17 protein-coding genes and 1 tRNA gene are annotated in these 21,984 nt (G+C 59.1%); 12 read left to right on the top strand and 6 right to left on the bottom strand.

The window, feature by feature from the left end; all coding sequences use genetic code 11:
• The first annotated feature begins 82 nt into the window (after positions 1–82).
• The 5 genes from KF841_01620 to KF841_01640 all read left to right on the top strand — a co-directional run bounded on the left by KF841_01620 (position 83) and on the right by KF841_01640 (position 6,241).
• The gene (locus KF841_01620; protein ID MBX3394044.1) at positions 83–1,348 is read left to right on the top strand and encodes a hypothetical protein; all 1,266 of its coding nucleotides are present in this window, start codon (positions 83–85) and stop codon (positions 1,346–1,348) included.
• Between the two features lie 370 nt (positions 1,349–1,718).
• Positions 1,719–2,864, top strand: a complete 1,146-nt coding sequence (locus KF841_01625; protein MBX3394045.1) for a hypothetical protein — start codon at positions 1,719–1,721, stop codon at positions 2,862–2,864.
• Positions 2,865–3,150: 286 nt separating this feature from the next.
• On the top strand, positions 3,151–4,200 hold the full coding sequence (locus KF841_01630; protein MBX3394046.1) for a hypothetical protein: 1,050 nt from the start codon (positions 3,151–3,153) through the stop codon (positions 4,198–4,200).
• 223 nt (positions 4,201–4,423) lie between these two features.
• Complete coding sequence (locus tag KF841_01635; protein MBX3394047.1) at positions 4,424–5,551, top strand: TlpA family protein disulfide reductase; 1,128 nt, start codon at positions 4,424–4,426, stop codon at positions 5,549–5,551.
• Positions 5,552–6,154: 603 nt separating this feature from the next.
• Positions 6,155–6,241, top strand: a tRNA-Ser gene (locus tag KF841_01640).
• Positions 6,242–6,642: 401 nt separating this feature from the next.
• Here the strand turns inward: KF841_01640 and KF841_01645 are convergent.
• Both KF841_01645 and KF841_01650 read right to left on the bottom strand, forming a co-directional pair.
• Entirely contained in the window at positions 6,643–7,377 is a 735-nt protein-coding gene (locus KF841_01645; GenBank protein MBX3394048.1) for a hypothetical protein, read from the bottom strand.
• 137 nt (positions 7,378–7,514) lie between these two features.
• Positions 7,515–8,267: a class I SAM-dependent methyltransferase gene (locus tag KF841_01650; protein MBX3394049.1), complete on the bottom strand. Its 753-nt coding sequence runs from the start codon at positions 8,265–8,267 to the stop codon at positions 7,515–7,517.
• Between the two features lie 306 nt (positions 8,268–8,573).
• On the opposite strand from KF841_01650, the gene KF841_01655 reads away from it, so the two are divergent.
• From KF841_01655 to KF841_01665, 3 genes are all read left to right on the top strand, one after another.
• Positions 8,574–9,824 carry a PQQ-binding-like beta-propeller repeat protein gene (locus tag KF841_01655; protein ID MBX3394050.1) on the top strand — a complete coding sequence of 417 codons (1,251 nt, stop codon included), beginning with the start codon at positions 8,574–8,576 and terminating at the stop codon, positions 9,822–9,824.
• Positions 9,825–9,896: 72 nt separating this feature from the next.
• Complete coding sequence (gene truA / locus KF841_01660; GenBank protein ID MBX3394051.1) at positions 9,897–10,793, top strand: tRNA pseudouridine(38-40) synthase TruA; 897 nt, start codon at positions 9,897–9,899, stop codon at positions 10,791–10,793.
• 41 nt (positions 10,794–10,834) lie between these two features.
• Positions 10,835–12,028, top strand: coding sequence for a glycosyltransferase family 4 protein (locus KF841_01665; protein MBX3394052.1), 1,194 nt, complete (start codon positions 10,835–10,837; stop codon positions 12,026–12,028).
• 21 nt (positions 12,029–12,049) lie between these two features.
• Here KF841_01665 and gspE read toward each other — a convergent pair whose 3' ends face one another.
• Together gspE and KF841_01675 are read right to left on the bottom strand one after the other, a co-directional pair.
• Positions 12,050–13,783 (bottom strand): type II secretion system ATPase GspE, encoded by a 1,734-nt coding sequence (gene gspE, locus KF841_01670; protein ID MBX3394053.1) that lies wholly within the window; start codon positions 13,781–13,783, stop codon positions 12,050–12,052.
• Positions 13,784–14,170: 387 nt separating this feature from the next.
• Positions 14,171–15,235: a diguanylate cyclase gene (locus KF841_01675; protein MBX3394054.1), complete on the bottom strand. Its 1,065-nt coding sequence runs from the start codon at positions 15,233–15,235 to the stop codon at positions 14,171–14,173.
• A gap of 327 nt (positions 15,236–15,562) precedes the next feature.
• On the opposite strand from KF841_01675, the gene hpt reads away from it, so the two are divergent.
• From hpt to KF841_01695, 4 genes are read left to right on the top strand one after another with little or no spacing between them, the layout of a single operon-like run.
• Positions 15,563–16,105, top strand: coding sequence for a hypoxanthine phosphoribosyltransferase (gene hpt / locus KF841_01680; GenBank protein MBX3394055.1), 543 nt, complete (start codon positions 15,563–15,565; stop codon positions 16,103–16,105).
• Entirely contained in the window at positions 16,102–16,710 is a 609-nt protein-coding gene (locus tag KF841_01685) for a PH domain-containing protein (protein ID MBX3394056.1), read from the top strand. The genes hpt and KF841_01685 overlap by 4 nt, the downstream gene beginning before the upstream one ends.
• Positions 16,711–16,717: 7 nt before the next feature.
• Positions 16,718–18,037 (top strand): hypothetical protein, encoded by a 1,320-nt coding sequence (locus tag KF841_01690; GenBank protein ID MBX3394057.1) that lies wholly within the window; start codon positions 16,718–16,720, stop codon positions 18,035–18,037.
• Between the two features lie 48 nt (positions 18,038–18,085).
• On the top strand, positions 18,086–19,876 hold the full coding sequence (locus KF841_01695; GenBank protein MBX3394058.1) for a SulP family inorganic anion transporter: 1,791 nt from the start codon (positions 18,086–18,088) through the stop codon (positions 19,874–19,876).
• Positions 19,877–19,919: 43 nt separating this feature from the next.
• Here the strand turns inward: KF841_01695 and rfaD are convergent, their stop codons facing one another.
• Both rfaD and KF841_01705 read right to left on the bottom strand, forming a co-directional pair.
• Entirely contained in the window at positions 19,920–20,885 is a 966-nt protein-coding gene (gene rfaD / locus KF841_01700; GenBank protein ID MBX3394059.1) for an ADP-glyceromanno-heptose 6-epimerase, read from the bottom strand.
• A gap of 30 nt (positions 20,886–20,915) precedes the next feature.
• Positions 20,916–21,947, bottom strand: coding sequence for an NAD(P)-dependent oxidoreductase (locus tag KF841_01705; protein MBX3394060.1), 1,032 nt, complete (start codon positions 21,945–21,947; stop codon positions 20,916–20,918).
• Between the last annotated feature and the right edge of the window lie 37 nt (positions 21,948–21,984).

The following is a 21,984-nucleotide window of genomic DNA, read 5'->3' on the forward strand; positions in this document are numbered from 1 at the left end:
TGCGGGGTATATTCATGGAAGGCTGGGCCAGGGCTACTTGGGGCTCATTCCGTCGTTATGCAGTTCACCTCGGAGAAAACAAATGACACGACGAGCGTTCACACCCGTTGTCACCGTCTTCTCAATGATCCTGGTCGCACCAATCAGTTTGAACGCTCAGGACAAGCACGCCGAAGTCAGCAGAAGTCATCACGCGCCGAGCCGGCCCGGATCTTCCGTCGCGAGCGATCGGTCCCAGGCGGGACTTGGTCCTGAGGCGGCTCGATGGGCATGGGGTCCCGAAGAAGCTCGGCGTGCTGAGACAAACGACCTGATGACGATTGCAACCAATATGTATCGCCTCGACCATGAAGAAGCTCGCAACGTCGAAAAGGCCATCATTGTTGCGATGGATTCTCGCTGGAGTGATGCGAATGACGATTCGAAATTCGGACTGATGCTTCAGCGTCGCGCGGATCTGTTTTCGAAGATCGTCAATGGCAGTCCCGAGGGCATGAATCAGGCGAGCCTGGACAAACTATTGAATGAGAATCCCGATTTTAAGTCCGTGAATGACAGCTGCCAGGAGTATGAGAAATCTCGACCACTGAATCTGGCCGAATTTCTGCCTCAGATCGAAACTTTCATCCCCTACGAAAAAGTCAGCGACGCGAGGGCCAACTGGGCCGCGAATTCCGCACGACTAGACCACCTCCCGATTCAGAATCGGACCCTCCTCGCCCAAGCCAAAGCCGGCAGCTACGAGGCGGTCCTGGCTGCCAATGAGGCAACCTACCCGGGCTACGTCGTACCGCCCGCGAAACCCGATGGGGCACGCAGCCGACAGTTTATCCGAAAGGAGAATATTCAAACTCAGCGCACTGCAATCACCCAACACGCCGAAGCCGCGCCGCCACCGAAACAGACCCAGGCAAATTCGGCCGCGCCACGCCCGATTTCCGCGACGGCGAACAGCGAACCGAAGAAGGCACCGCCCGTCGCCGTTGCAGCGACGGCAAAGCCCGCACCGGCGCCGGTTGTCCCGACCGTGCCGCCGCGCCCCCTGACGGAATGGGAGAAATTCGTCATGGATTTCATCGAGAAGAACCAATTGACCGAAACCCAGAAGAATGCCGCCCTGGCGATTTTGCGCGATATGACAAATCGTGCAAATCAACTTCACAAATCCAACGAATCGCGAATCAAGGCAGCCGACGCCATTAAAGATCCGCGCCAGCGAACCGAGAAACTGAAGGAAATCAGCGCCCCCATCGACGCACTTTTCGGCCGACTGGTTGCACGCCTCGAAAACCTGCTGACCGCAGCGCAGCGTGAACAGTACGAGGCGAGCAAGAAACCAAAGAGATAAGCCGGAACGGAAGACGGTACCTCTGCGGTATTCAACTTTCGGGCACTGCCGGAGCACCGGCAAATCACGTCGGCTGTTAGTCCAACTCCGGACGCCACTTACGCGAAACCAACTCGCTCTCAGTGTCGCCGAGGCAGCCTTGTCTTCCACGCAGCCCTTCAATTCTCGTTTTCTTTGAAATACGCCGCAGCGGATAACGTTAAGCAAGTCGGGTGAGTGCTGCGCGCCGACCAAGTGCGGAATTCGCCCGGATCAACTCTTGCCGGCTCTTTCGGGCGGGGTTCGTGTTGTCGCTGAGTTGGCGAGCGGATATCTTAACTGACCGCGTTTCGCGGGTTTTCTGCACCGTCATCAGATCGAGGAAGATCGCATGTTCACCGGAATTCTTATCACAATCCTCTCGTCAACATGGTCGGGGCCGGTTGCCCAGGTACAACCCGATCAGCCCGCGCAGCAGGATGAGAATCGACGCGAGAATCGTCGCCAGCGAGGAGATCGTCGCGGCGGCAATCGGGAAGGGCGCGGTGATCGCGGGTTCGGCCGCGGCGGACCGCCGGACTTTCGTAATATATCCCCCGAAGAGCGTCGGCGCATGCGCGACGAACGCATGCTGGATATGACCGCTCGCACATATGACCTCACAGAGGATCAGAAATCGCTCGTACGCAGCGAGATGCAGAAAATGCGCGACGAACGCAAGATGCTCATGGGGGCGGACTATGAGCGATATGAACAACTTCGCGAGCAGATGTTCAGCTTCTGGCAGAATCGTGACGGCGGTGACCGCGGAGGACGCGGCGGGCCGGATTGGGAGCGAATGCGCAACGATCCCGAATTCACGAAGATTCGAGACGAGATTCGAACGCTCGACCAGAAGTATCCTTTCGATTTTCAGGCAGCCATACAGCGCGTCGAGAGCCTGCTTCCGCCGGACCAGGCAGCGAAGGGCCGTCAGCGATTTGAGGAGCGACGGCAAAGCTGGGATGCACGACGGCAAGAGCGAGAGACTGAGATTCGCGACGAAATGCAAAAGGCCATACAGCAATATCAGGAAGCTGCGGCGCGAGGCGACACTGACGCCGTCCGCAAGATTCTGGACGATGCGGATCAGCGGATCGAGCGGCAGTGGATGTCCGACGATCTGAAGCGGCAACTTCGCGATCAGGTCAATGCAGCGCGAGCGCAGTCTGGCGTAAATCTGCCCAAGCCCGTCGAGGCCGCTGAGCATCCCTGGGAGAAACTGGTCCGCGAGTTCACAGCTCAGTACAGGCTCTCGGCTAACCAGCAATCGGCCGCCTCGGCCATCCTTAAAGACGTCCGCAATCGGGCAAGCCAGGTGGAACTGGCGAATTCCGCCAAGATCGCCGCCGCCAAGGAAATCACTGACTCAAAGGAGCGTGAGGCGAAGCTGAAGGAATTGAACGCTCCGATCGTCAAACTGGAAGAAGAGCTGAAAATCCGACTCGACGGTGTCTTGACCGCTGAACAGCGAAGCAAGTCGCGCAAGGCAATCTGATACTCAAATTCGTCCCGCGCCAGATCGGCCGCCGCCATCGTCGGGACCTTGCCCACGCGACCGCTTTCGCGCTGGCATTTAGGCGTTGATTGCGACACACGGGTGTCAGAGAATCTCTCACCCGCGCCTGAGCGGTGTCATGGCCTGCGTCGATCAAGCCTCCTAACCTCATGGGTCGCAACTCATTGCGCCGATTCTGATTGACTCATCGCCTTACTGGAGATACATTCTAGGTAGGATCAGGACGAGGCCGTCGCATCTCGTCGCAGCAGAAACGGGGCTTGTCATGTCTGAAGTCCCCCAGCGTTTCGACCACATTCGTAAATCGGCCAGGTTGGGGCGTTTGCTCGTGTTTTGCGGCGCCGGCCTGATTGTTCTGGTTGCCGCCTATCGGTTGGCGGGCGACGCCGCGCCATGGCCGTGGATCGGCAGAAACGTGTTCCCGCTTCTACTTATCGCCGGCGTCTGTCTCGTCGCAGCGGCGTTCATCTGCCTTTGGAATGTGTTGAGCCTTCTGCTGAAGCTTGAAGGGAATTCCTTCCGCAGCTACGGCGTCCTTCGCGATATTCAAAGCGCGATTGAGAAGAGCGACGAGTCGCTTCGCATCGTTGCCGAAAACTCACAAATGTCGGATGCGGTGCGAGCCATCACGCACCGCGCCCGGGAGCGCACGGCGTTGCGCATGGCCATCAATGAGGAGATCATTCGCGGCGACTGGGAAGCGGCCTACGCATTGGTCGATCAGCTTCAGCAACGGCACGGCTATACCAACGAAGCGTCCCGACTGCGGATCGAAGTGGATCGCTCAAGGAAGCTGGACAGCGTCGAGAAGTTGCATGAAACGATCGAAAAGGTCAAACAGTTCATGCAGAACCATGACTGGGAGCGGGCTCGACGTGGGATGGATCGTCTGATGGCCGAGAATCCGACCCATGCGGAAGTGCTGGAACTGCCCAAGTACTACACTCGGATGCGAAACGATCATAAGCGGCGGTTGCTTAAGGAATGGGACGTTGCCGTACAGCGCAATGAAGTGGACCGCGGCATTGCCCTCCTCAAGGAATTGGATCAGTATCTCACGCCCAATGAGGCCGCCGCACTCGAGGAATCAGCTCGCGGTGTCTTCCGAGCCAAACTGCACAACCTGGGCGTTCGATTTTCGCTTGCCGTATCGGGGCACGAATGGAAAGAGGCGATCGAGGCGGGCGAGTCAATCATTCAGGAGTTTCCGAATTCCCGAATGGCTGCCGAAGTTCGCGATCGAATGCATCTGCTGACGAAGCGTGCCGAGCAAGGCGAGCAGCCGGAAGTTGCAGTCGAGGTCGCCGCCGAATAGACGATGTGAGTCGCCGTCGATACACTCATTGCCCGGCACGGTTCTCGGATGAATTCCAGCGGTGAACCGACTCCCCGCTGGAGGCCGGGGCGCGAAGCGGCACCCCGCATTTTCGAGCCCGCCCACGACACGGAGGTCAGAGACGATGGCGCACGAACGAAACCGACAATTGTCCCCTTCCACAATCAACCTTCAGCGACCGAGCCGATTAGGTGCCTCGGTGATGACACTCCTGCTCATGGCCTTCGCGGCCGTCGGCCCGGTGGGTTGCCAAAGCTCAGGTTCCGCGGGCAGAACGGTCGAAGCCTCGAACGATTCGATCTATCGCTACTCCGCATATCGCTATCAATATCCCCCGACGCCTCCGGTGATGGATGCCTCGAGCCTGCGGGAATTCGTCGATCAGTATCGCCACCAGACCGTCGTGCTGGAGTTCTGGGCGTCCTGGTCGCCGACGAGCCGGTCTGATCTCTCGCCACTGGCGGATTTTCAGGAGGAGACATACGCCGACGGTGTCCGCGTGATCGCATGCACGTTTGATCCATCGGATGAATGGGCATCGCGCGTCGTTCCGATCCTCCAGAGCGCGCGAGCCAATTATCCCTGCGTCGTCATCCCTCGCTCCGCGCGATTGGACATCGGTCGATGGCTGGATGAGAGCTGGCAGTTCGACCTGCCCGCCCGCTTCGTACTCGATTCCGACGGTCGCGTGGCCTTCAAGGCAATCGGCGGCGAGACCTTTCATGCCGCGCTGGAGGAGGCGAGATCACTGACCGGCGATCGGACTCCGAATGCCAAGAGGGTGTCCGTCACCGACGACAAGAACTCACCCTCATCGATCCGGACCGTCGCCGCACGCGAACCGATGGCCGGGATCGGGCCCGTGTCGCTACGCGTCCGATTGATCAACGTGTCGACCGGGGAGGCGGAGTCGCTCCCAATCGTCACGTCTCCCGGAGATGATCCAGATCTGCTGGCTTCGGAACTCGTTTCGTACATGGCCGATCGATTGGACCGTACAAATAATCAGCGAATCGCCGTGCTGCCGTTCGCGCCGACAAACCGAAGGACCGCGGCATCCGAGTATGGCCGTCAGACCGCGGCACGAGTCGAAGCGGGACTGCGCCGAAAAGGGTTCTACGATCTCATTGGCCCGTCTGCCGCGCAAAGCATGGTCGATGACTTGGGATTGTCGGCGTTATCCATCGACTACGATCCGACGATCGCCCGCCGCCGACTCGGAGCTGACTTCCTGGTGATCGGCTGGATCAAGGGAGCGCCAATTGAGGAACCCGATCACTCCGGCAGCATTGCGATCGACTCTTCCGAGGAGAACCCTGGCGCAGACTAGTCCCACGGCGCGGATTTCCAAGGCGGAGGACGACCATTCACCTAAGCAGGCTAACGAGCTCCGCTGGTTGAGTCGGCGGACGTTGCTGTGGACAAGTCCGTATGGGCTTACCCTACAAACTCGTCCAGATGCGCCGAAAGCGCTGTTACTTGGCCGCACATTCCCGCGTTGTCGTACTAACTCGCGAGATCAAGTTCCGTCGATAGCCGTCTTCGAGAGGAACGCATCCGGGGATTCGCCTTCTCGTATGCGCGACGCCGCCATTTGGCAGCGCGTGATACTCGAATCATAATCAAGGCGCTTGCAGGCAAAATTCGCTCCTGCGTGTGCAAAGACTCGGGACCGCTTCAATTCCCATCATAGACATCGAGTTTGGGGATTCCTCGACTGACTCTCTTGCGGCATGAAGCTACTCGAAAAGTCGGATATCGATTTGAGGCCTGTGGGCGTATAATGACTTCCGGCATGAATCGACGAACCTGCGACAGAAGCGCACAGGGGACTTGCCTGTCCATTGGGCGGCCGCCGACTGAATCCTGGCATTCCGATTTTCGATCCAGGCGCCGCAGCGTGGAGTAGTAAGTTCTTGGTTGATTGCCCGTAGGAGAGGTGTCCGAGTGGCTGAAGGAGACGGTTTTGAAAACCGTTGAGGTCGTAAGGCCTCCGGGGGTTCGAATCCCTCCCTCTCCGTTTCAATTTGCAGGCTGTTCACAAACTCTTGAAACTCTCGCACTTGCGAAAGTTTCTCGATTGTTGACTGCCCGACTGCCCTCAAACTGCCCTCAAAGTTCGAACCGACGTTGCCCGCCATTTCCGATTTTTCACTGTTCAACGCGCCTGATTCTTCGTTCTTCATCGTGCCGGCTTCTCGATGGCTGAATCCGTTCCCGCCGGCGAGTGCGAGCATCGCCTGTTGGCTGTCGTCGTCGTGCAGGTGGTAGTAGAGGTCGAGCATGTCGGACGACGAGTGCTCGCGGTCCATCACTGTTGACCTACTGGTGCATCACAACGAAAACGTCGGCCGCTTGCCGGCCGATCTGCTTCAGATGTGACGAGATATCAAATAACGTGGAAGGAAGTTGCAGGCCGGATCATCTCGACGCCGCCTCACCGGGCAGCGCCGACGGCTGCGAAGCCGGACCGCGTTCACCCAACAGCCTCAGATTCAGTCCGCCGGCCGCATCCAACGCAACTTCCCAAACCTGGCCTGGGCGCATCGGAGCCGACGGCGCCTCGCACTGCGCCACACGAATGCCGTACTGCTTCGCCAAATCGGGGCGATCAACAAACTCCCAGAAACGCTTCCAGAGTGCGGCCTCAGCCTGCGTATGGGTACCGGCTTCGCCGCGAAGGGTTGGTGCCGTCTGATCAAGCGGATGCCCCGAAACAGGTGATTGTCCATCTCCGAAAGCGCGTCGGAACATCGCCAGGTTGGTCGTGGGCTCGCCCGATGCCCGCCCGATCAGGTCGTAATCGAACTTAAGCACCAGCGCTTCAAAGTAGACCTGCGTTCCCCGGATTCCGATCACCTCGACCGGCCCGAGCACACCGTCCGCGCCAATCTGCTGCCAATGCAACAAGGTCATGGGCCCGTCACGGGCATCCAGATGCTGCTCAGTGACGGTAACCTGGGCAACCCGCCGTGAAGCCGTGATGCGCTCGGCGAACAGCAGCATCTCCGCCTTCTCGCGTTCCAGATCCGCGATGCGTGACTGCAACTCACGAATCTTGAACACTGAGAAATAGTCAGTCGTCACGATCGACGCCAACAACAGCGCGAACGCGCCAAACGTGAACTTCAGAAATCGAATCTTCGGCAGGACCATTCGCGACCGCCTCGTGCCCTAACTCTGCATACTACGCTAACATCGGTCCGACGATCCGCTTTCGGCACGGCGAATCTGAGATCCCGCATCGACGTCCGAGAAACTCCCCTCAGGCAACGGCGCATCGGTCCGCGACGTCAAAGCCTTCGAAATCGAATCATGTAATTCTCTTTCAGACACGACATGTCACTTCCCAGCGGCTCGGATCTGAAACCGACCGATTCGACCTCCTCGCGAACGACCGACTCCCCAGCGCGGACGTGCTCCAAAATCCAGTCGCGGCTTTGACCTTCAATGCGGATGAAATCCACAATAAAAACCTGGCCCCCGGGCTTCAACGCACGATGAAGCGAACGCATCGTACTCTTGGGAAACTCAAAGTGATGATATGTGTCGCAGATGAATGCCACATCGACACTCCTGGGCGGCAGCTCCACGGAATTCGCTTTGCACAGGACGGTCTGGATGTTCGTCAGCCCCTTACTCCTGGCACCAGCCTCGATGTGAGCGACGAACTCATCGGAAATGTCCACGGCAAACACGCGACCCCGGGGCCCCACCTGCTCGCCGAAAAGGAAGGAATAGAATCCGGTTCCCGCACCAATGTCCGCAACCGACATGCCGGGCTTGAGCCCCATCGCCGCGACAATCCGGTCGCGATACGCGTAGGTCTCTCGGCTTTCGCCCTCGAACCGCTCCACCCACTGCTGCACGTCCACCTTGCCCTCGAATTCCTTATTCACACCCGGCCGAACGCTCTGCTCGGGCTTAGCGCAGCCGACAGCGACAATCGCCATCGACATGGCCGCCCAGGCGTTTCGAGCCCACACTCCACAAATTGATCGCCGAATCGTCACGGTATCGCCCTCGCACAATTCCGAAAGACCCATTTCCCCGATGATTCTCAAGCATATCCCCCCCTTCGTCCATAATCCTATCCGGGCGGCCCACAACCCGACGCGGCGCGTGAACCGCCTGCCGAGACGCCGTTCACTCAGGAATCAGAAGCGTTGACACCAGCCGGGGCGAATCGAATGGCCCGGAAAAGCACCGCAAATTACAATCCGTCCCGGTCGGAAATCTCCTGCTGTTACCACCGCCGATAGCACCTGCCGCTGCGGTGTGGTGCGATTGCTCAAAAGCAAACCGCCCCCAATGCAATCAGGCCGCCGCGGAAATCGAGAGAGGAACTTCAAATGAACGCCAATCATCTCAGTGCCGCGAGCGCCGTCGGCCTCCTGCTTATCACCCTTCCCGCGTCGCCCTCATTGGCTCAGTGCCGGCAATTCGGCGGCGCGAAGCAGGATTTCAAGGTGGAATGCCGCAAGCTGGCTTATGACTGGCCCGACGGCGGCCCGCCAATCCTGTGGTCCCGCGATCTGGGCGAGGGGTACACGGCTGTGCTTGCGGATAACGATATGCTGTACGCGACATACCGCAAGGCCGGCCGTGATCATCTCGCCGCCCTCAAAGCGAAGAACGGCGAGACAACCTGGGATTTCGAATTCGACGCTCCCGCCCATCCGAAGCATGTCATTGAATTCAACGCCGGGCCGCGCGCCACGCCGACTCTCGACGACGGCCGGCTATACTTCATCAACTGCGGCGCTGTCTTCCACTGTGTGGATGCAAGCAGCGGCAAGGTAATCTGGCGGCACGATCTCTGGACGGAGTTCAAGGACGCCACTTTTCTCAACCACGGATACTCCGCCAGTCCGTTCGTTTACAAAGACACGGTGATTGCGGTCGTCGGCGGCAGGGGGCACAGCGTTGTCGCCTTCGACGCAAAGTCAGGCGATATCAGGTGGCAGAAGCACGATTTTGATGCCAGCTATGCGACACCGAAGCTCATCGATCTCGACGGGCGCCCGCAGCTTCTCTGCTTCATGGCAAAGGAATTGATTGCCATCGATCCCGCAAACGGCAACCTTCTCTGGGAATTCAAGCACGGCAACGGTTACGGCCAGAACATCTCGATGCCGGTCTGGGGTGACGACCATATTCTGTTCATCTCTTCGATCGAGCAAGGCGGAACGAGGGCGCTGAAGCTGACACTGAAAGGCGACAAAACCGAAGTCGAGGAACTGTGGCACAACCGCCGCGTCCGAATCCACCACCAGAACGCCATTCGGATCGGCAATCATGTTTACGCGTCCACGGGCGATCCCAACATCTGGCAGGCGATCGATATCCGCACCGGTGAGGTCTGCTGGCGCGAACGCGGCTTCGCAAAATCGAACGCAATCTATGCCGACGGCCAGTTCATCGTGATCGACGAGGAAGGTTATCTCGGACTGGCCACCGCCTGTCCGGAGTTCTTTGAAATTCGCGAGAAAGTGCCGCTGCTCGGGTCGCACGCATGGACCGTCCCTACCCTCGCGGGCACGACATTGTATGTGCGCGATAATGAAAAGCTGGTCGCTGTGGATCTTTCGGCCAAGTCGTAACAGGCCGAACCGCGGGCGTTTAACGATGGCTTGCTCCCGCGAGCCGCTCAACTAACATGCCACGCACCGATGCTGCGAAACCTCAAGCTTGTCCTGGCCTATGATGGCACCGAATTTCACGGCTGGCAGTTCCAGCCCGGCATGCGCACGGTACAGGAGTGCCTCGAACAGGCGCTGCGACGCACCGTCCGGCACCGCGTCGGTGTCGTCGGGTGCAGCCGCACGGACTCCGGCGTACACGCGGCCGGCTATGTCGCGAATTTCGCAACCAGTTCACCAATCAGTCCGCTCGCAGTATTTCGAAGCGTCGGGTCGCGTCTTCCGAAGGACATGACACTCGTCGACCTCCGCGAAGTGCCGCTCACTTTTCATGCCACGCGATCGGCGATCGGGAAGCTCTATCGATATCGCATCCATAATGAACACGGTCGGCCTGTTGAGCAGTTCTCGCAGAATCATTCGTACCATGTCTGGGAACCGCTGGACATCGATCGAATGCGCGAGGCTGCCGCAAACTGGGTCGGCGAGCACGACTTCACATCGTTCGCCTCGTCAGGTAATGAGCGACAGTCCAATGTGCGCCGCATTATGAGCATGGACATTCACCGGCACGGTCGCGAGATTCGAATCGACGTGGAAGGCGACGGTTTTCTCTACAAACAGGTGCGCAACATGGTCGGCACACTGTTCGAAGTCGGCCGAGGCCGATGGACGCCGGAGGATGCGAAGAGAATACTGGAGGCACGCGATCGCAACGAAGCCGGGCCGACCGCGCCGGCACGCGGCCTGTGCCTGCGATGGGTCCGCTATGACATCCCCGGATTGCCGCCGCCGACACCGGACATGCTCGAGCGCGCCGCACGGGCAACGCCGCCTTCCGGTGCAGCCATGTTCAGCGTTGATCAGCAGCCGCTCTCGACCGCCCCATCGGCCGACGAATCCGGGATCGAACCGGAGACCTGCCCCTAGCCGTTCGCAATCAGCGCTTCGCGCTTCGCCGAAATCTGCCCTTGCCTTTTCCTCAATTCCGCGTTTTCTTCCCGACAATGCGAATCATCCATGTCATCACGCGTCTCATAGTCGGCGGCGCGCAAGAGAACACCGTCCTTACCTGCGAAGGGCTTGCCGGGCTGGGTCACGATGTCACACTGCTGACAGGGCCGACGACTGGACCGGAGGGCTCGCTTGTCGATCGAGCGGGGCGAGGATTGTACCGCTACATCGAGCTGGACGACCTCATTCGCGAAATCAGTCCTGCCCGGGACCTGCGCGCGATCATCGCGATGGCGCGGATGTTCTCTGAATTCAGCCCTGACATCGTTCACACTCACTCCAGCAAAGCCGGTGTGATCGGACGGCTCGCAGCCCGGCTCGCCGGCGTCCCGTTCGTGGTTCATACCATCCACGGCATGAGCTTCAACCGGACGCAGCCCCACTTGACTCAGACGACCTACAAATGGGCCGAGCGTCTTTGCGCGGAACTATCCGATTCCATCGTGTGTGTAGCGGACGCGATGGCCACCCAATCGCTCAACGCCGGGGTGGGCCGGCCCGAGCAATACCTGACCATACGCAGCGGCATGGAAACCGAGCAGTTTGATCCGTCGCAAATCGAACGAGCGGCGATCCGAGCGCAATGGGGCTTTGCATCGGACGACGTGGTTGTCGGAACGGTGGCACGGCTGTTTGAGAACAAGGGGTACGAGCAGCTCATCGAAGTGATCGACATCGCCGCAAGACGAGATGGTCGACTGAAGTTCGTCTGGGTCGGCGACGGCGCGTACAGGGAACACTACGAAGCTGAACTGATTCGTCGGAAACTGCGTGATCGGGTGACTTTGACCGGTCTCATCCCGCCAGCGAGCATGCCGCGCATGCTCGCCGGTATCGACATGCTCGCTCACACTTCGCAATGGGAGGGTCTGCCGCGTGCCGTCGTCCAGGCACTTCTAATGTGCAAACCCGCTGTGAGTTTCGCGATCGACGGAGCGCCGGAAGTGATCATTCCCGGCGCCACCGGTGAGTTGGCAGCGCTGAATGACACGACCGCGTTTGCCGAGGCGATCCTCGCGCTGGCGGCCGATGCGAATCGTCGAAAAGCTTACGGACGCGCCGGCCGCGAGCGATGTCTCGTCCCGTTTGACCATCGGACGATGGTGGCGGAATTGGCCGCACTGTATGACAGGTTGATAAGGCGCGGCTGAAACGTCGGCAGTACGGACGGATCAGCCCTTGGTCGCTTTCATGACTTCTTCGATGGTCGTCAAGCCGGAACGTACCTTCAACCAGCCGTCATCGCGAAGCAGAATCAGACCATGCTCAAGGGCTTTGTTCTTGATCTTGCCGGAACTGGCTCGTTCGAGCACCAACTCACGAACGTCGTCATCCATGACGAGCAGCTCGTATATGCCCTTTCGTCCCGCGTATCCGGTGTTGCGGCATTCGCGGCACCCGACCGCACGGTAGATCGGCTCATCCTTGTAGGGGTAGTCCGGGGGGATATCAATCGGATCCGGCTTGTACTGCTGCCGACAATGCTTGCAGAGTGTTCGGATCAGGCGCTGGGCGAGAATGGCTTCGACCGAGCTGGCCACAAGGAACGGTTCCACCCCCATATCCAGAAGGCGGGTTGTCGCGCTGGCCGCGTCGTTCGTATGAAGCGTGCTGAAGACGAAGTGACCGGTCAGCGACGCCTGTACGGCCGTCTCGGCCGTTTCGAGGTCGCGAATTTCACCGACCATGATGACGTCCGGATCATGTCGGAGAAAGGCTCTCATGCCCTTTGCGAAGGTCAGCCCGGCCTTGTTGTTTACGTTGACCTGATTGATCCCCTCGAGGTGGTACTCTACGGGGTCTTCAACCGTCAGCACCTTGATCTCTTCGGAAACAATCGTGCGGAGGGAAGCATACAGCGTGGTCGTCTTACCGGAACCCGTCGGCCCCGTCACGAGCAGAATGCCGTGCGGCATGTTAATGATCTTGACGAATCGCTCGAGCATTTGATCGTCGAATCCGAGATCTTCCAGCGACAGGAGAATCGACTGCTTGTCAAGAATACGCATGACCACGCCTTCGCCGTGGATCATGGGGATGATGCTGATACGAAGGTCCACTTCGCGATTGCGAACCTTGATCTTGAAGCTGCCGTCCTGGGGGAGGCGCCGTTCAGCGATGTTCAGATTCGCCAGAATCTTGATGCGGCTGATGATCGCCGCCTGAAGCTGACGGATCTGTGGCGGCACGTTTGTGTTTCGAAGTATGCCGTCCACACGATAACGAATCTTCAGGTCATGTTCGTAGGGTTCGATATGGACGTCGCTCGCTCGTTCATTGATCGCTTCGAGCAGAATCTCGTTGACGAGCTTGATAACGCTCGCATCCTGGGCCATCTCCGCAAGATCGCCGGCGGATTCGCGCACATCGCTGACGACTGCGATGTTGTCGTCATCCTCGACCAGTTTGCTGATCGTGTCACCGCCGACGCCGAAATATCGCTTGATGATCTCGTTGATCTCGATTTCCTTCGCAAGCACGGGGCGCACATCCAACCCCGTGATCATGCGAAGTTCGTCGAACGCGTAGATCTGGAACGGATCACGCGTCGCGACCCGAATCGACCCGTTCTCGCGGTTCAGCGGAATCAACTTCGCCCGGTGAACCAGCTTCGAAGGCATCTTCTTCATCGTCTCGACATCGATGACGATGGATGAGTCCGTCAGATCCACAACGTCGAAGTGATAGAGCTTCCCCAGCGCATTGAGCACGGCCATTTCACTGCAGTAGCCCAGCCGAACGAGCACCTGGTCAAGCCGATCGCTCGGGCCGCACTGGGCGTTGGCGCTCTCCAGTTGGCCCTGGGTCAGCACCTTGTCGTCGATCAGAATCGAACCGAGATTCAACGGAGTGGATCCTTTCGTTGTGCCGTGGTCTGCTTCAATCGAATATCGGTTCGCAACCATTCCGGGACCAACTTGAACAGGCCTTAACATTCTCCCGGATCCCTTCCGTGTCAATCCGGTTCACTGCTATCCGCCCCGATCAAATCGCGCGGAGTCCCTCCACGAACTTGGGACGACATGTTATACGCTGACCGGCACAATCAGTTGCAATTAACCGTGGCGAAATGACTTGCAGCTCGATGCCAGACCGAGAAACTTGGCACGGAACCGGACGAACGGAGACCCCGGAATCACCTTAAGTTCTGTATTTAAATAATGTTAAAGCTCGTCTGGCGGCAAACCGGTTGATTCCGGGGCGGCTGACGGAGAACTGACGGGCCGAATGGCGAGTCGGCCGGAATCAAAGACGAACAGATTCCTGAGTTGGTCAATTGATCGCGAAGGCGCTCACCCCACGGTGTTTTCGGCTTCGATCTGCGGCTGCGGTTCCAATGCCACGAATGTGCGATCGGTACGAATTCGCCGGCGTTTCCGTGAGCGTCGCTTGCCGGAGAAGCCGCTATCCCTCTCGGCAGGAGTCATTTCCCAGTAGGACGCGACGCCGCCACGACCCACACTCTTCGCCTTGCTAAGAGCCAAATCGGCCTGGCTCATGAAATCGTCGGCGTCACCGTTGGAAGCAGCCCCGTCAAAAACCGCCACGCCGAAGCTGGCTGTGAAATGCTTCGGGCTGGTCGCAGCATCAAAGGCGATCGCGGAGAAGGTCCGTTCGATCCGCTCGCAGAACTCGCGAGCCCGAGCTTCGTCGGTGTTTTTGAGTATGACTGCCAGTGTATTTCCAGCGATTCGCCCAATCTTGCATTCGGCGCTCATGAATCGGCGGAGTATTCTGGCAAAGGTCAGGATGATCTCGTCGCCGAATTCGTATCCATATTTGAGATTGATGTCCGCGAGCTTGTTGATGTCGCCGAGAATGACGGCACTCCGGGTTTGATTCCGCCGAGCGGTGATGATGGCGTCGGTGATGCTTAGAAACGTCTGCCGACGATTGTCAAGCCCGGTCTGCGGATCCTGAGTGGCCAGCCGCTTGTAGACCTCGCGCAGTGCACGCTCCCGCAGAACCACTTGCAGCCGGGCAACCAGCCAGGTACGCCGCACCGGCTTGGGTATCAAGTCGTGGGCGCCCGACTCATAGCAGCGCGTCACGAGTTCATCGCTGTCCTTTAGGCCTGTCAGGAACAGCACGGGGATATCTGCCGTGTTCAGCCTGGATTTCAACTCTTCGCAGACTTTGAAACCGTCCATGTCCGGCATTTGAACGTCGAGGACGATGGCGTCGGGCTGATACTTCTCCGCAATGACAAGCCCGGTCGCCCCGTCTTCAGCCCAGAGCGTTCGATAGCCGGCGACCTGCAGCGTCTTCACCACCAGTCGCATGGTGTCTTCGGAATCGTCGACGACCAGGATTAGTGGAGCGTCATTGTGATCTAACGACTGTCCCGCATCAGTCATGTGCAGAACCCTCCTGCGGCGGCCCGAAATACAATCAAGCAACATTCAATCGGGCCGAAAGCGAACCCGAGTTCCCGCTGGGACTCCCGGCCTCGAACTGCATCGGACAGTCCGAAGTTGCCTGCGAGCAAAATCCTGATGTCGCTAAGTTTTCGGACACCCCGACTCATTCCGTAAATTTGTGGCGGCGAATGTCGGGAGACATCCCGAATCGAGCCCCGGCATCGCAGGAATCGTGCAAATCGCTGCAAACATCGGCCGTTTCGCACCTTGTGCACGCTCACTCAAACCGTTGTGACTACTCCCGACAGGGCTATAATCCTGTGAATGGAAAAGGACCTGGCGCGAACGCTCTTCACCAGACAGCAGATTCATACCCGCGTCGTCGAGCTGGGAAAGCAGATCGCGTCGGTCTATGAATCGGAAAGCGACGGTCTGGTAATCGTCCCAGTCCTGTCCGGATCGATTATTTTCGTCGCTGACCTGATCCGACAACTGCCATTCAAAATGCATATCGGGCTGATGACCGTCAGTCGATATCGCGGCAAGTCGACTGAGGGCGGCGAAACCCGAGTCATACAGGACTTAACGGTTGATATCGCGAATCGTCATGTGCTGGTTGTCGATGATATTCTCGACACGGGTGGCACGCTCCAGAGTGTGACTTCGCAATTGGCGGCGCGCGGGCCGAAGTCGCTTCGCGTCTGCACGCTGCTCCGGAAGCCGGCACGTGCGCCGAAAGGCTTCCATGTGGATTTCGTTGGCTTTGACATCGAGGACGTTTTTGTGGTTGGCTACGGCTTGGACTTCAATGACCAATACCGCAACTGGCCCGAGATCGGCGTGCTCAAGCCGGAGTTGTACGCGTGAGACTGAAGGTCAAATCTTATCGCGTTGAGGCGCAACCCATCGCCGCGCACCTCGAAGGAGCGCCATCCGGCGTCGCGCGGATCGCATTCGGCGAGATGGTCCCCGCCCATCTGCTGGACGGCGGCGAGATCGTTCATTTTTCGATCCGACCGTCGACCTGGTTCATCCTGCTCGAGTCGTCGAGGTGGATCGCATTCGCGGCGGTCCTTGTCGTCATGGCATTGTGCGGGGTGATCGATGTCAACTATCGCGACCAGGTCGTAAAGCTCGGCGTCGTGATGGTGGGCGGCCGCCTCGCCTGGGCCTCGCTGGAGTGGGTCTCCAGGATGTATGTCCTGACCAATCGGCGCGTCGTGAGCATTCATGGCGTATTCAGGGCCGAGTTGTTCGAGTGTGCACTGGATCGCATTCAAAGTACGCAATTGACGGCCGAGTTGGGAGAACGACTCTGCCGAACCGGCACGGTTTCGTTCCAGCCGGCGCAGGCCGAGGGCGTATTGGGCGGTGCTCATTCGTGGCGCACCGTGTCGCGACCAGGCGAAGTTCACGAACAACTCCGGGCGGCGATCATCCGCTCACGGGATCTTGGGGGCCACGGAGACTGACTTGACGATGCAGCACCGAATTCCGATGCAATGGGTCACCTGTGCTGCGATCGCCCTGATCGCATCGGCTGACGCAGTAATTGCGCCAGGCCAGTTTGTCACACATGCACGCGCGGCCCAGGCGCAGCAGCCCGGCGAACAGCGCAATGGGCAGCGCCAGGAAGACCCGGCACGTCGACGCGAGCGCCGAGAACGCCGCGCCGCTCGCGGCGGTGAGCGTGACAACCAGAACGACAGCCCACCCGCCGATGCCCTGCGACAAATCAGCGAACTCCAGGAAAAAACAAAGAACATCTCATGGGACCAGGAAGCCCAATTCCTGCATCAGGCCCATGCCAACATTTTCAAGGCGAACGGCTGGACGTCGGAACCGGACCAGTTTGCGTTGGATCTGCTCCACCAGATTACGAATGTCACGCCGTGGAATCCGAAGCAGCGGGAAGAGCTTTTCCTCAATGGCGTGCAGACCAGGCTGGGCCTGACGGCCGATCAACGACAGCTCATCGCCGATCAGATGCGCCAGGAGTCGATGCAGTTCGGCATGAAGCACTTCCGCACGATGTTCCCGATTGTCATGGAGGCAATTCAAACCCGCCTCGAGCAGAAGCCTTACACGCCCGAGCAGGTTCAGAAATGGTCACGTGATCTTCGCCCCGTCATGGATGATGCGATCGCGACGTTGCAGCGAACCACCAGCAAACTCGAAAACACGATGACGGATCAGCAGCGACAACGGCTACGGGCCGACATGGACGCCCTGCTGAAGCGTCACAAAGACGTGGAGAAAATGGTCGAACGATGGCAATCCGGCCAGTGGAACCCTACGGACTGGGGACTCGACAACGATCCGATTCACGCTGCCGCCGTCAATGAATGGCGCGCGAAAGAGGCGAATCGAAACGCACTCGCCGCCGCAGCCATGGCATCGACCGGCCAGGAGCCGAAGTTCGACGGCAGCAACGAGAGCGAATGGCGAAAATATGTGCAATGGTTCATCGCGCACTACAAATGCGACGAACGTCAGCAATCGCAGGCCGAATCCATCCTGAAAAGCTGCGAAAAAGAGGCTGCGGATTACATTCGGTCACGCGGCAAGGATATCGAAAAAGCGGAGTCGATGCGCACGTCCGCCGAGAGCCCCGAGAAACGCAAAATGGCGGAGGACGAGGTTGTGCGGCTGCGGCGACCCATCGCTGAGATGTTCGAACGACTCAAGAAACGCCTCGACAGCCAGGTGCTCACCAGCGAGCAGCGCAAATTGATTCCCTCCGCGCGACCGGACCCGCGCGCGGCCACCACCGCTCAAGCCGCGGAACCGAAGAATTAACCACTCCGATCCTGAACCGACCCGCGCCCATCACAGGCATCGCCCGGCATGGCGTTTGTGCCCGCGTTTATTTCTGATACAACGTCGCAAATCGTGATTGAGTCGTCCGCACTTCGACAGGATTTTCAGGCCGGCATCACCGTCGCACTTGTCGGTGTTCCGCAGTGCATGGGCTTTGCCGCGCTGGCAGGGCTTCCACCCGCCATGGGACTGTACAGCGCAGTCGTCATGGGGATTGTGAACGGCTTGGTAACGACTTCGTCCAAATCCATCATTGGACCGGCAATCACAACCAGTTCGATGGTGTATGGTGTGCTCGCGAGTGTCGCTCCAAGAGACATCGCCAGTTGGCCGGCCATCGCCGGACTGCTGGCCGTGATGGTCGGCGGGCTAACGCTGATTCTGGCTGTTCTGCGCGTTGGCGAAATGGTCCGGTTTGTTTCTCGCTCGGTTCTGATTGGCTTGACGGTGGGCGTCGGAGTACTCATCTTCGGCGCGCAGCTCGCGCCCTTCCTCGGGATTTCCGTTCAGCGCGAACCGCGCCTGGGCATGCTCATACTCAATTTAATTCGCCGCATGTCCGAAACATCGTGGCCAGACGTCCTGATGGGTACGGCGACGTTCGCGATCGTACTGGTCGGCGGCCGACTGGGACGGCGCTTTCCCGCAGCATTTGTGTCAATCCTCGCCGGCGGATTCGCGGTGTGGCTGCTGGAGAGGTTCGGCGTTAGTGAGCAGTTGGTTCGAATTGAACCTGTGCCCCGAGAATGGCCTCCGTTCGTCCTACCTGCGTATCACGGCGAGTTTCGAACCGACCTTGTTTTCGGGTCGGCCGCGATCTGCGCCGTCGGCATGATTCAGACGCTGGCTCTTTCAAAGGCGTTCGCATCAAAAAATGGCGAGCGGATCGACGCCCGGCGCGAAATGATCGCGCTTGGCCTTTCCAATGTCACTGTCGGCTTCTGCGGGGGATTTCCCGGCGCGGAGAGTATCTCGCGATCTGTCATCAACGACACGGCCGGCGCCCGGACCCGCATGTCCGGCGTCATCTGCGCAATTGCCACTGCGATCATCGTGTTCGGAGCAGCCCCCTACACCCAATACATCACCCGATCAGCCATTGCCGGACTGCTCATGGCGACGGCGTGGTCGGTCGTCGACTGGCGGGAGGTGCGAGATCTGCTCACGCACGCGCGACACGACAGAATCGTGCTGATTACGACCGTCGTCTGCCTGGTGGCGTTGCCGATTCACTGGGCCGTTCTGATCGGATTGACGGTATCGATTGCGATGTTCCTTCGCCGTGTGAGCAGGCTGTACTTGGTGGAGATGGTCGCCGGCAAGGGCCGAGCGTTTCACGAGCACGCGATCGACAAGGAAACCGGCCACCACCCGATCACGATGCTTCAGGTGGAGGGCCCGCTATTCTTCGCGCAAGCGGAGGAACTTTCGGATGTGCTGGGACGTATCTTCAATTGCAGACCGGCCGTCGTAATCATTCGCATGCGACGAACGCAACACATCGATTACTCGGTCATCATCGAACTGAATCGCGTCGTGCAGAGGTACATATCAGATGGCGGCACGCTCATCATCTGCGGTCTGACGGACCGGATGCACGAACAGCTTTCGCGCAGCCCGCTGGGCCGTACGCTCGATCCGAGATTCCTCCTCAAGACCACGCGTAAAGTCTTCAGTTCCGCCCATGCGGCGATCGAACTGGCGGAGACCATTGCTCGTGGATTCGTGCCCACGGGCACGAACTTGCTGCGAGCCGCGCCTGACTCACGCCATGACAAACCAGACTCAGTCGAAGCGGAATGGTCTTACGAGATCTGATAAGGGATGGACGGCCGACGCGGCCCGGGACGCGCCGTCCGTTCTATGACCGTCCGGCCATGATCGCCCGAATGGTCTGCGCGACGCCTGATTCGAGTGGAGTCGGAGTCGTTTCAATGCCGGCGTCCCGCCAGCTTGACATAACGGCCTGCGTGTAATTCTGGTATTGGCGATGAAGGTCCGGCGGCATGTCGATGAATTGAATTTTCGCAGGTCGCCCCATCGCGGCGAAGACGGCGTGTGTCAGATCGAGGAACGTGCGCGCGGCCCCCGTGCCGGAATTATACAGCCCGTTCGGGGCGAAATGCTTCCAGAGCCGAACCATGTGATCGATGCAATCCTCCACATAGACGAAGTCCCGCCGCTGCTCGCCATCGGCGATGGCCGGATCGTTCGAACGGAAGAGTCGCATCTCGCCGGTATCCATAATCTGCCGATGGGCGTGCCAGACGACGCTCGCCATACGGCCCTTATGCACCTCGCGCGGACCATAGACATTGAAGAACTTCAGCCCCGCCCATCGCGGAGGACAGGGCGCCCCGGCTGACACTTGATCGAAAGCCCACGCGTCGAAATCATTCTTGCTACGACCATACAGGTTCAAAGGCGCGAGCCGCGACGGGGGCGTGCGGTCGTCGAAACCCTGACTGCCGTCACCGTATGTGGCGGCGCTCGATGCAAAAATCAATGGCCGCCCGCTGGACGCGCACCAGGCCCAGAGCCGCTGGGTGTATCGAATGTTTATCTCGGTCAGATAGGCCCAGTCGGTCTCGGTCGTACGGCTGCACGCGCCCAGATGGAAAATGACCTCCGGAGAGAGACGGCCGGCTTCAAGCGCGTCAATGAATTCGATGTGCCGAACCACATCCGCGCGTCGCAGCCCTTCAAGATTCGGCGCCTTCGCGGCGGTCAACTCTCGATCGACCAGCAGCAGTTCGGCGCCATCCCGCGCAAGACGATGCGCCAGATTCGAACCAATGAAACCCGCCGCTCCGGTGACCGCGATCATGTCAGGCCTCGATTTGCATCTGCCGACGAGTCAGAAAAAGACCTTGGCAATCCGCAGAACGCCCTGCTTCCACGGGACGCGATGTGTCACACCGCTGGCATTTTCAAACCTTGGCAGGTTCGCCAGATACCACTCGTAGTTTCTCACCAGCGCGTCGCGATTGCTGAACCGGGGCCGGAAACCCAGCTTTGTCTCGGCCCGCTCGATCGACACAAAGGAGTCTTTCGACGCCGTTTCATACACCCACTTGTAGAGCGGGCTGAGCTTCAGCAGTTCCAGAAGCCGCAGTGTCCAGATCATCGGAGCGGCCGGAAAGCCCCTGATTTTCCTGCCGAATCCGGCGCGATCCAGAACCGCCTGATAGTCTTCACGCATGGTCAGGAAGTCCTTGGCGCCGATATTGAAGACATCGTTGACCCGATCGCGTTCAAGAGTGCAGCAGAGGTAGATCGCATCACAGAGGTCTTCGACATCGAGCAATTGGTACCGGTTTTTTCCCGAGCCGATCATCGGGAAACCGCGCCCGTCCTTGGCCCAGTCGTAGAACAGCGCAAACACGCCCAGCCGCTCCGGTCCGACAAAGCTCTTGGGCCGGATGATCGGGATGCACATGCCGTGGCGCGATCGCATCTCCCTGCAAACTTCCTCCGCTTGAACCTTCGCTTCGCCATAGGGACCGACACCGTAAAGCCGGTCGTCTTCACGCAATGGATGGTGATCGGGAATGCCGTACACCGCCGTGGATGAAATGTGCACGACCCGCTCGCATCCCGCCTCGCGCGCCGCCTCCAGCACATTGCGCGTGCCGTCCAGGTCCGTCGAGCGGATGTCCTCTGGCTTGTACAGCGGCAGTGCCGCTGCGCAATGCACAACAATCTGCACGCCTTTGACGGATTCCCGCACAGCGTTCATATCGCGAATGTCGCCACGAATCTCGCGAATCCGGTCGCGACAATCCTCGTAGTCGAATGGCTCGATGTCGAGCGATGTGACCTGGTGACCACGCGAAAGAAGATAACGAATCAGATTGATGCCGAGGAAGCCCGCACCTCCCGTAATCATGAAACGCTTCGGCGACTCATCGGCCGGAAGGGGTAGT

The sequence above is a fragment of the Phycisphaerae bacterium genome (genome assembly GCA_019636475.1).
Lineage (GTDB): Bacteria > Planctomycetota > Phycisphaerae > UBA1845 > UTPLA1 > JADJRI01.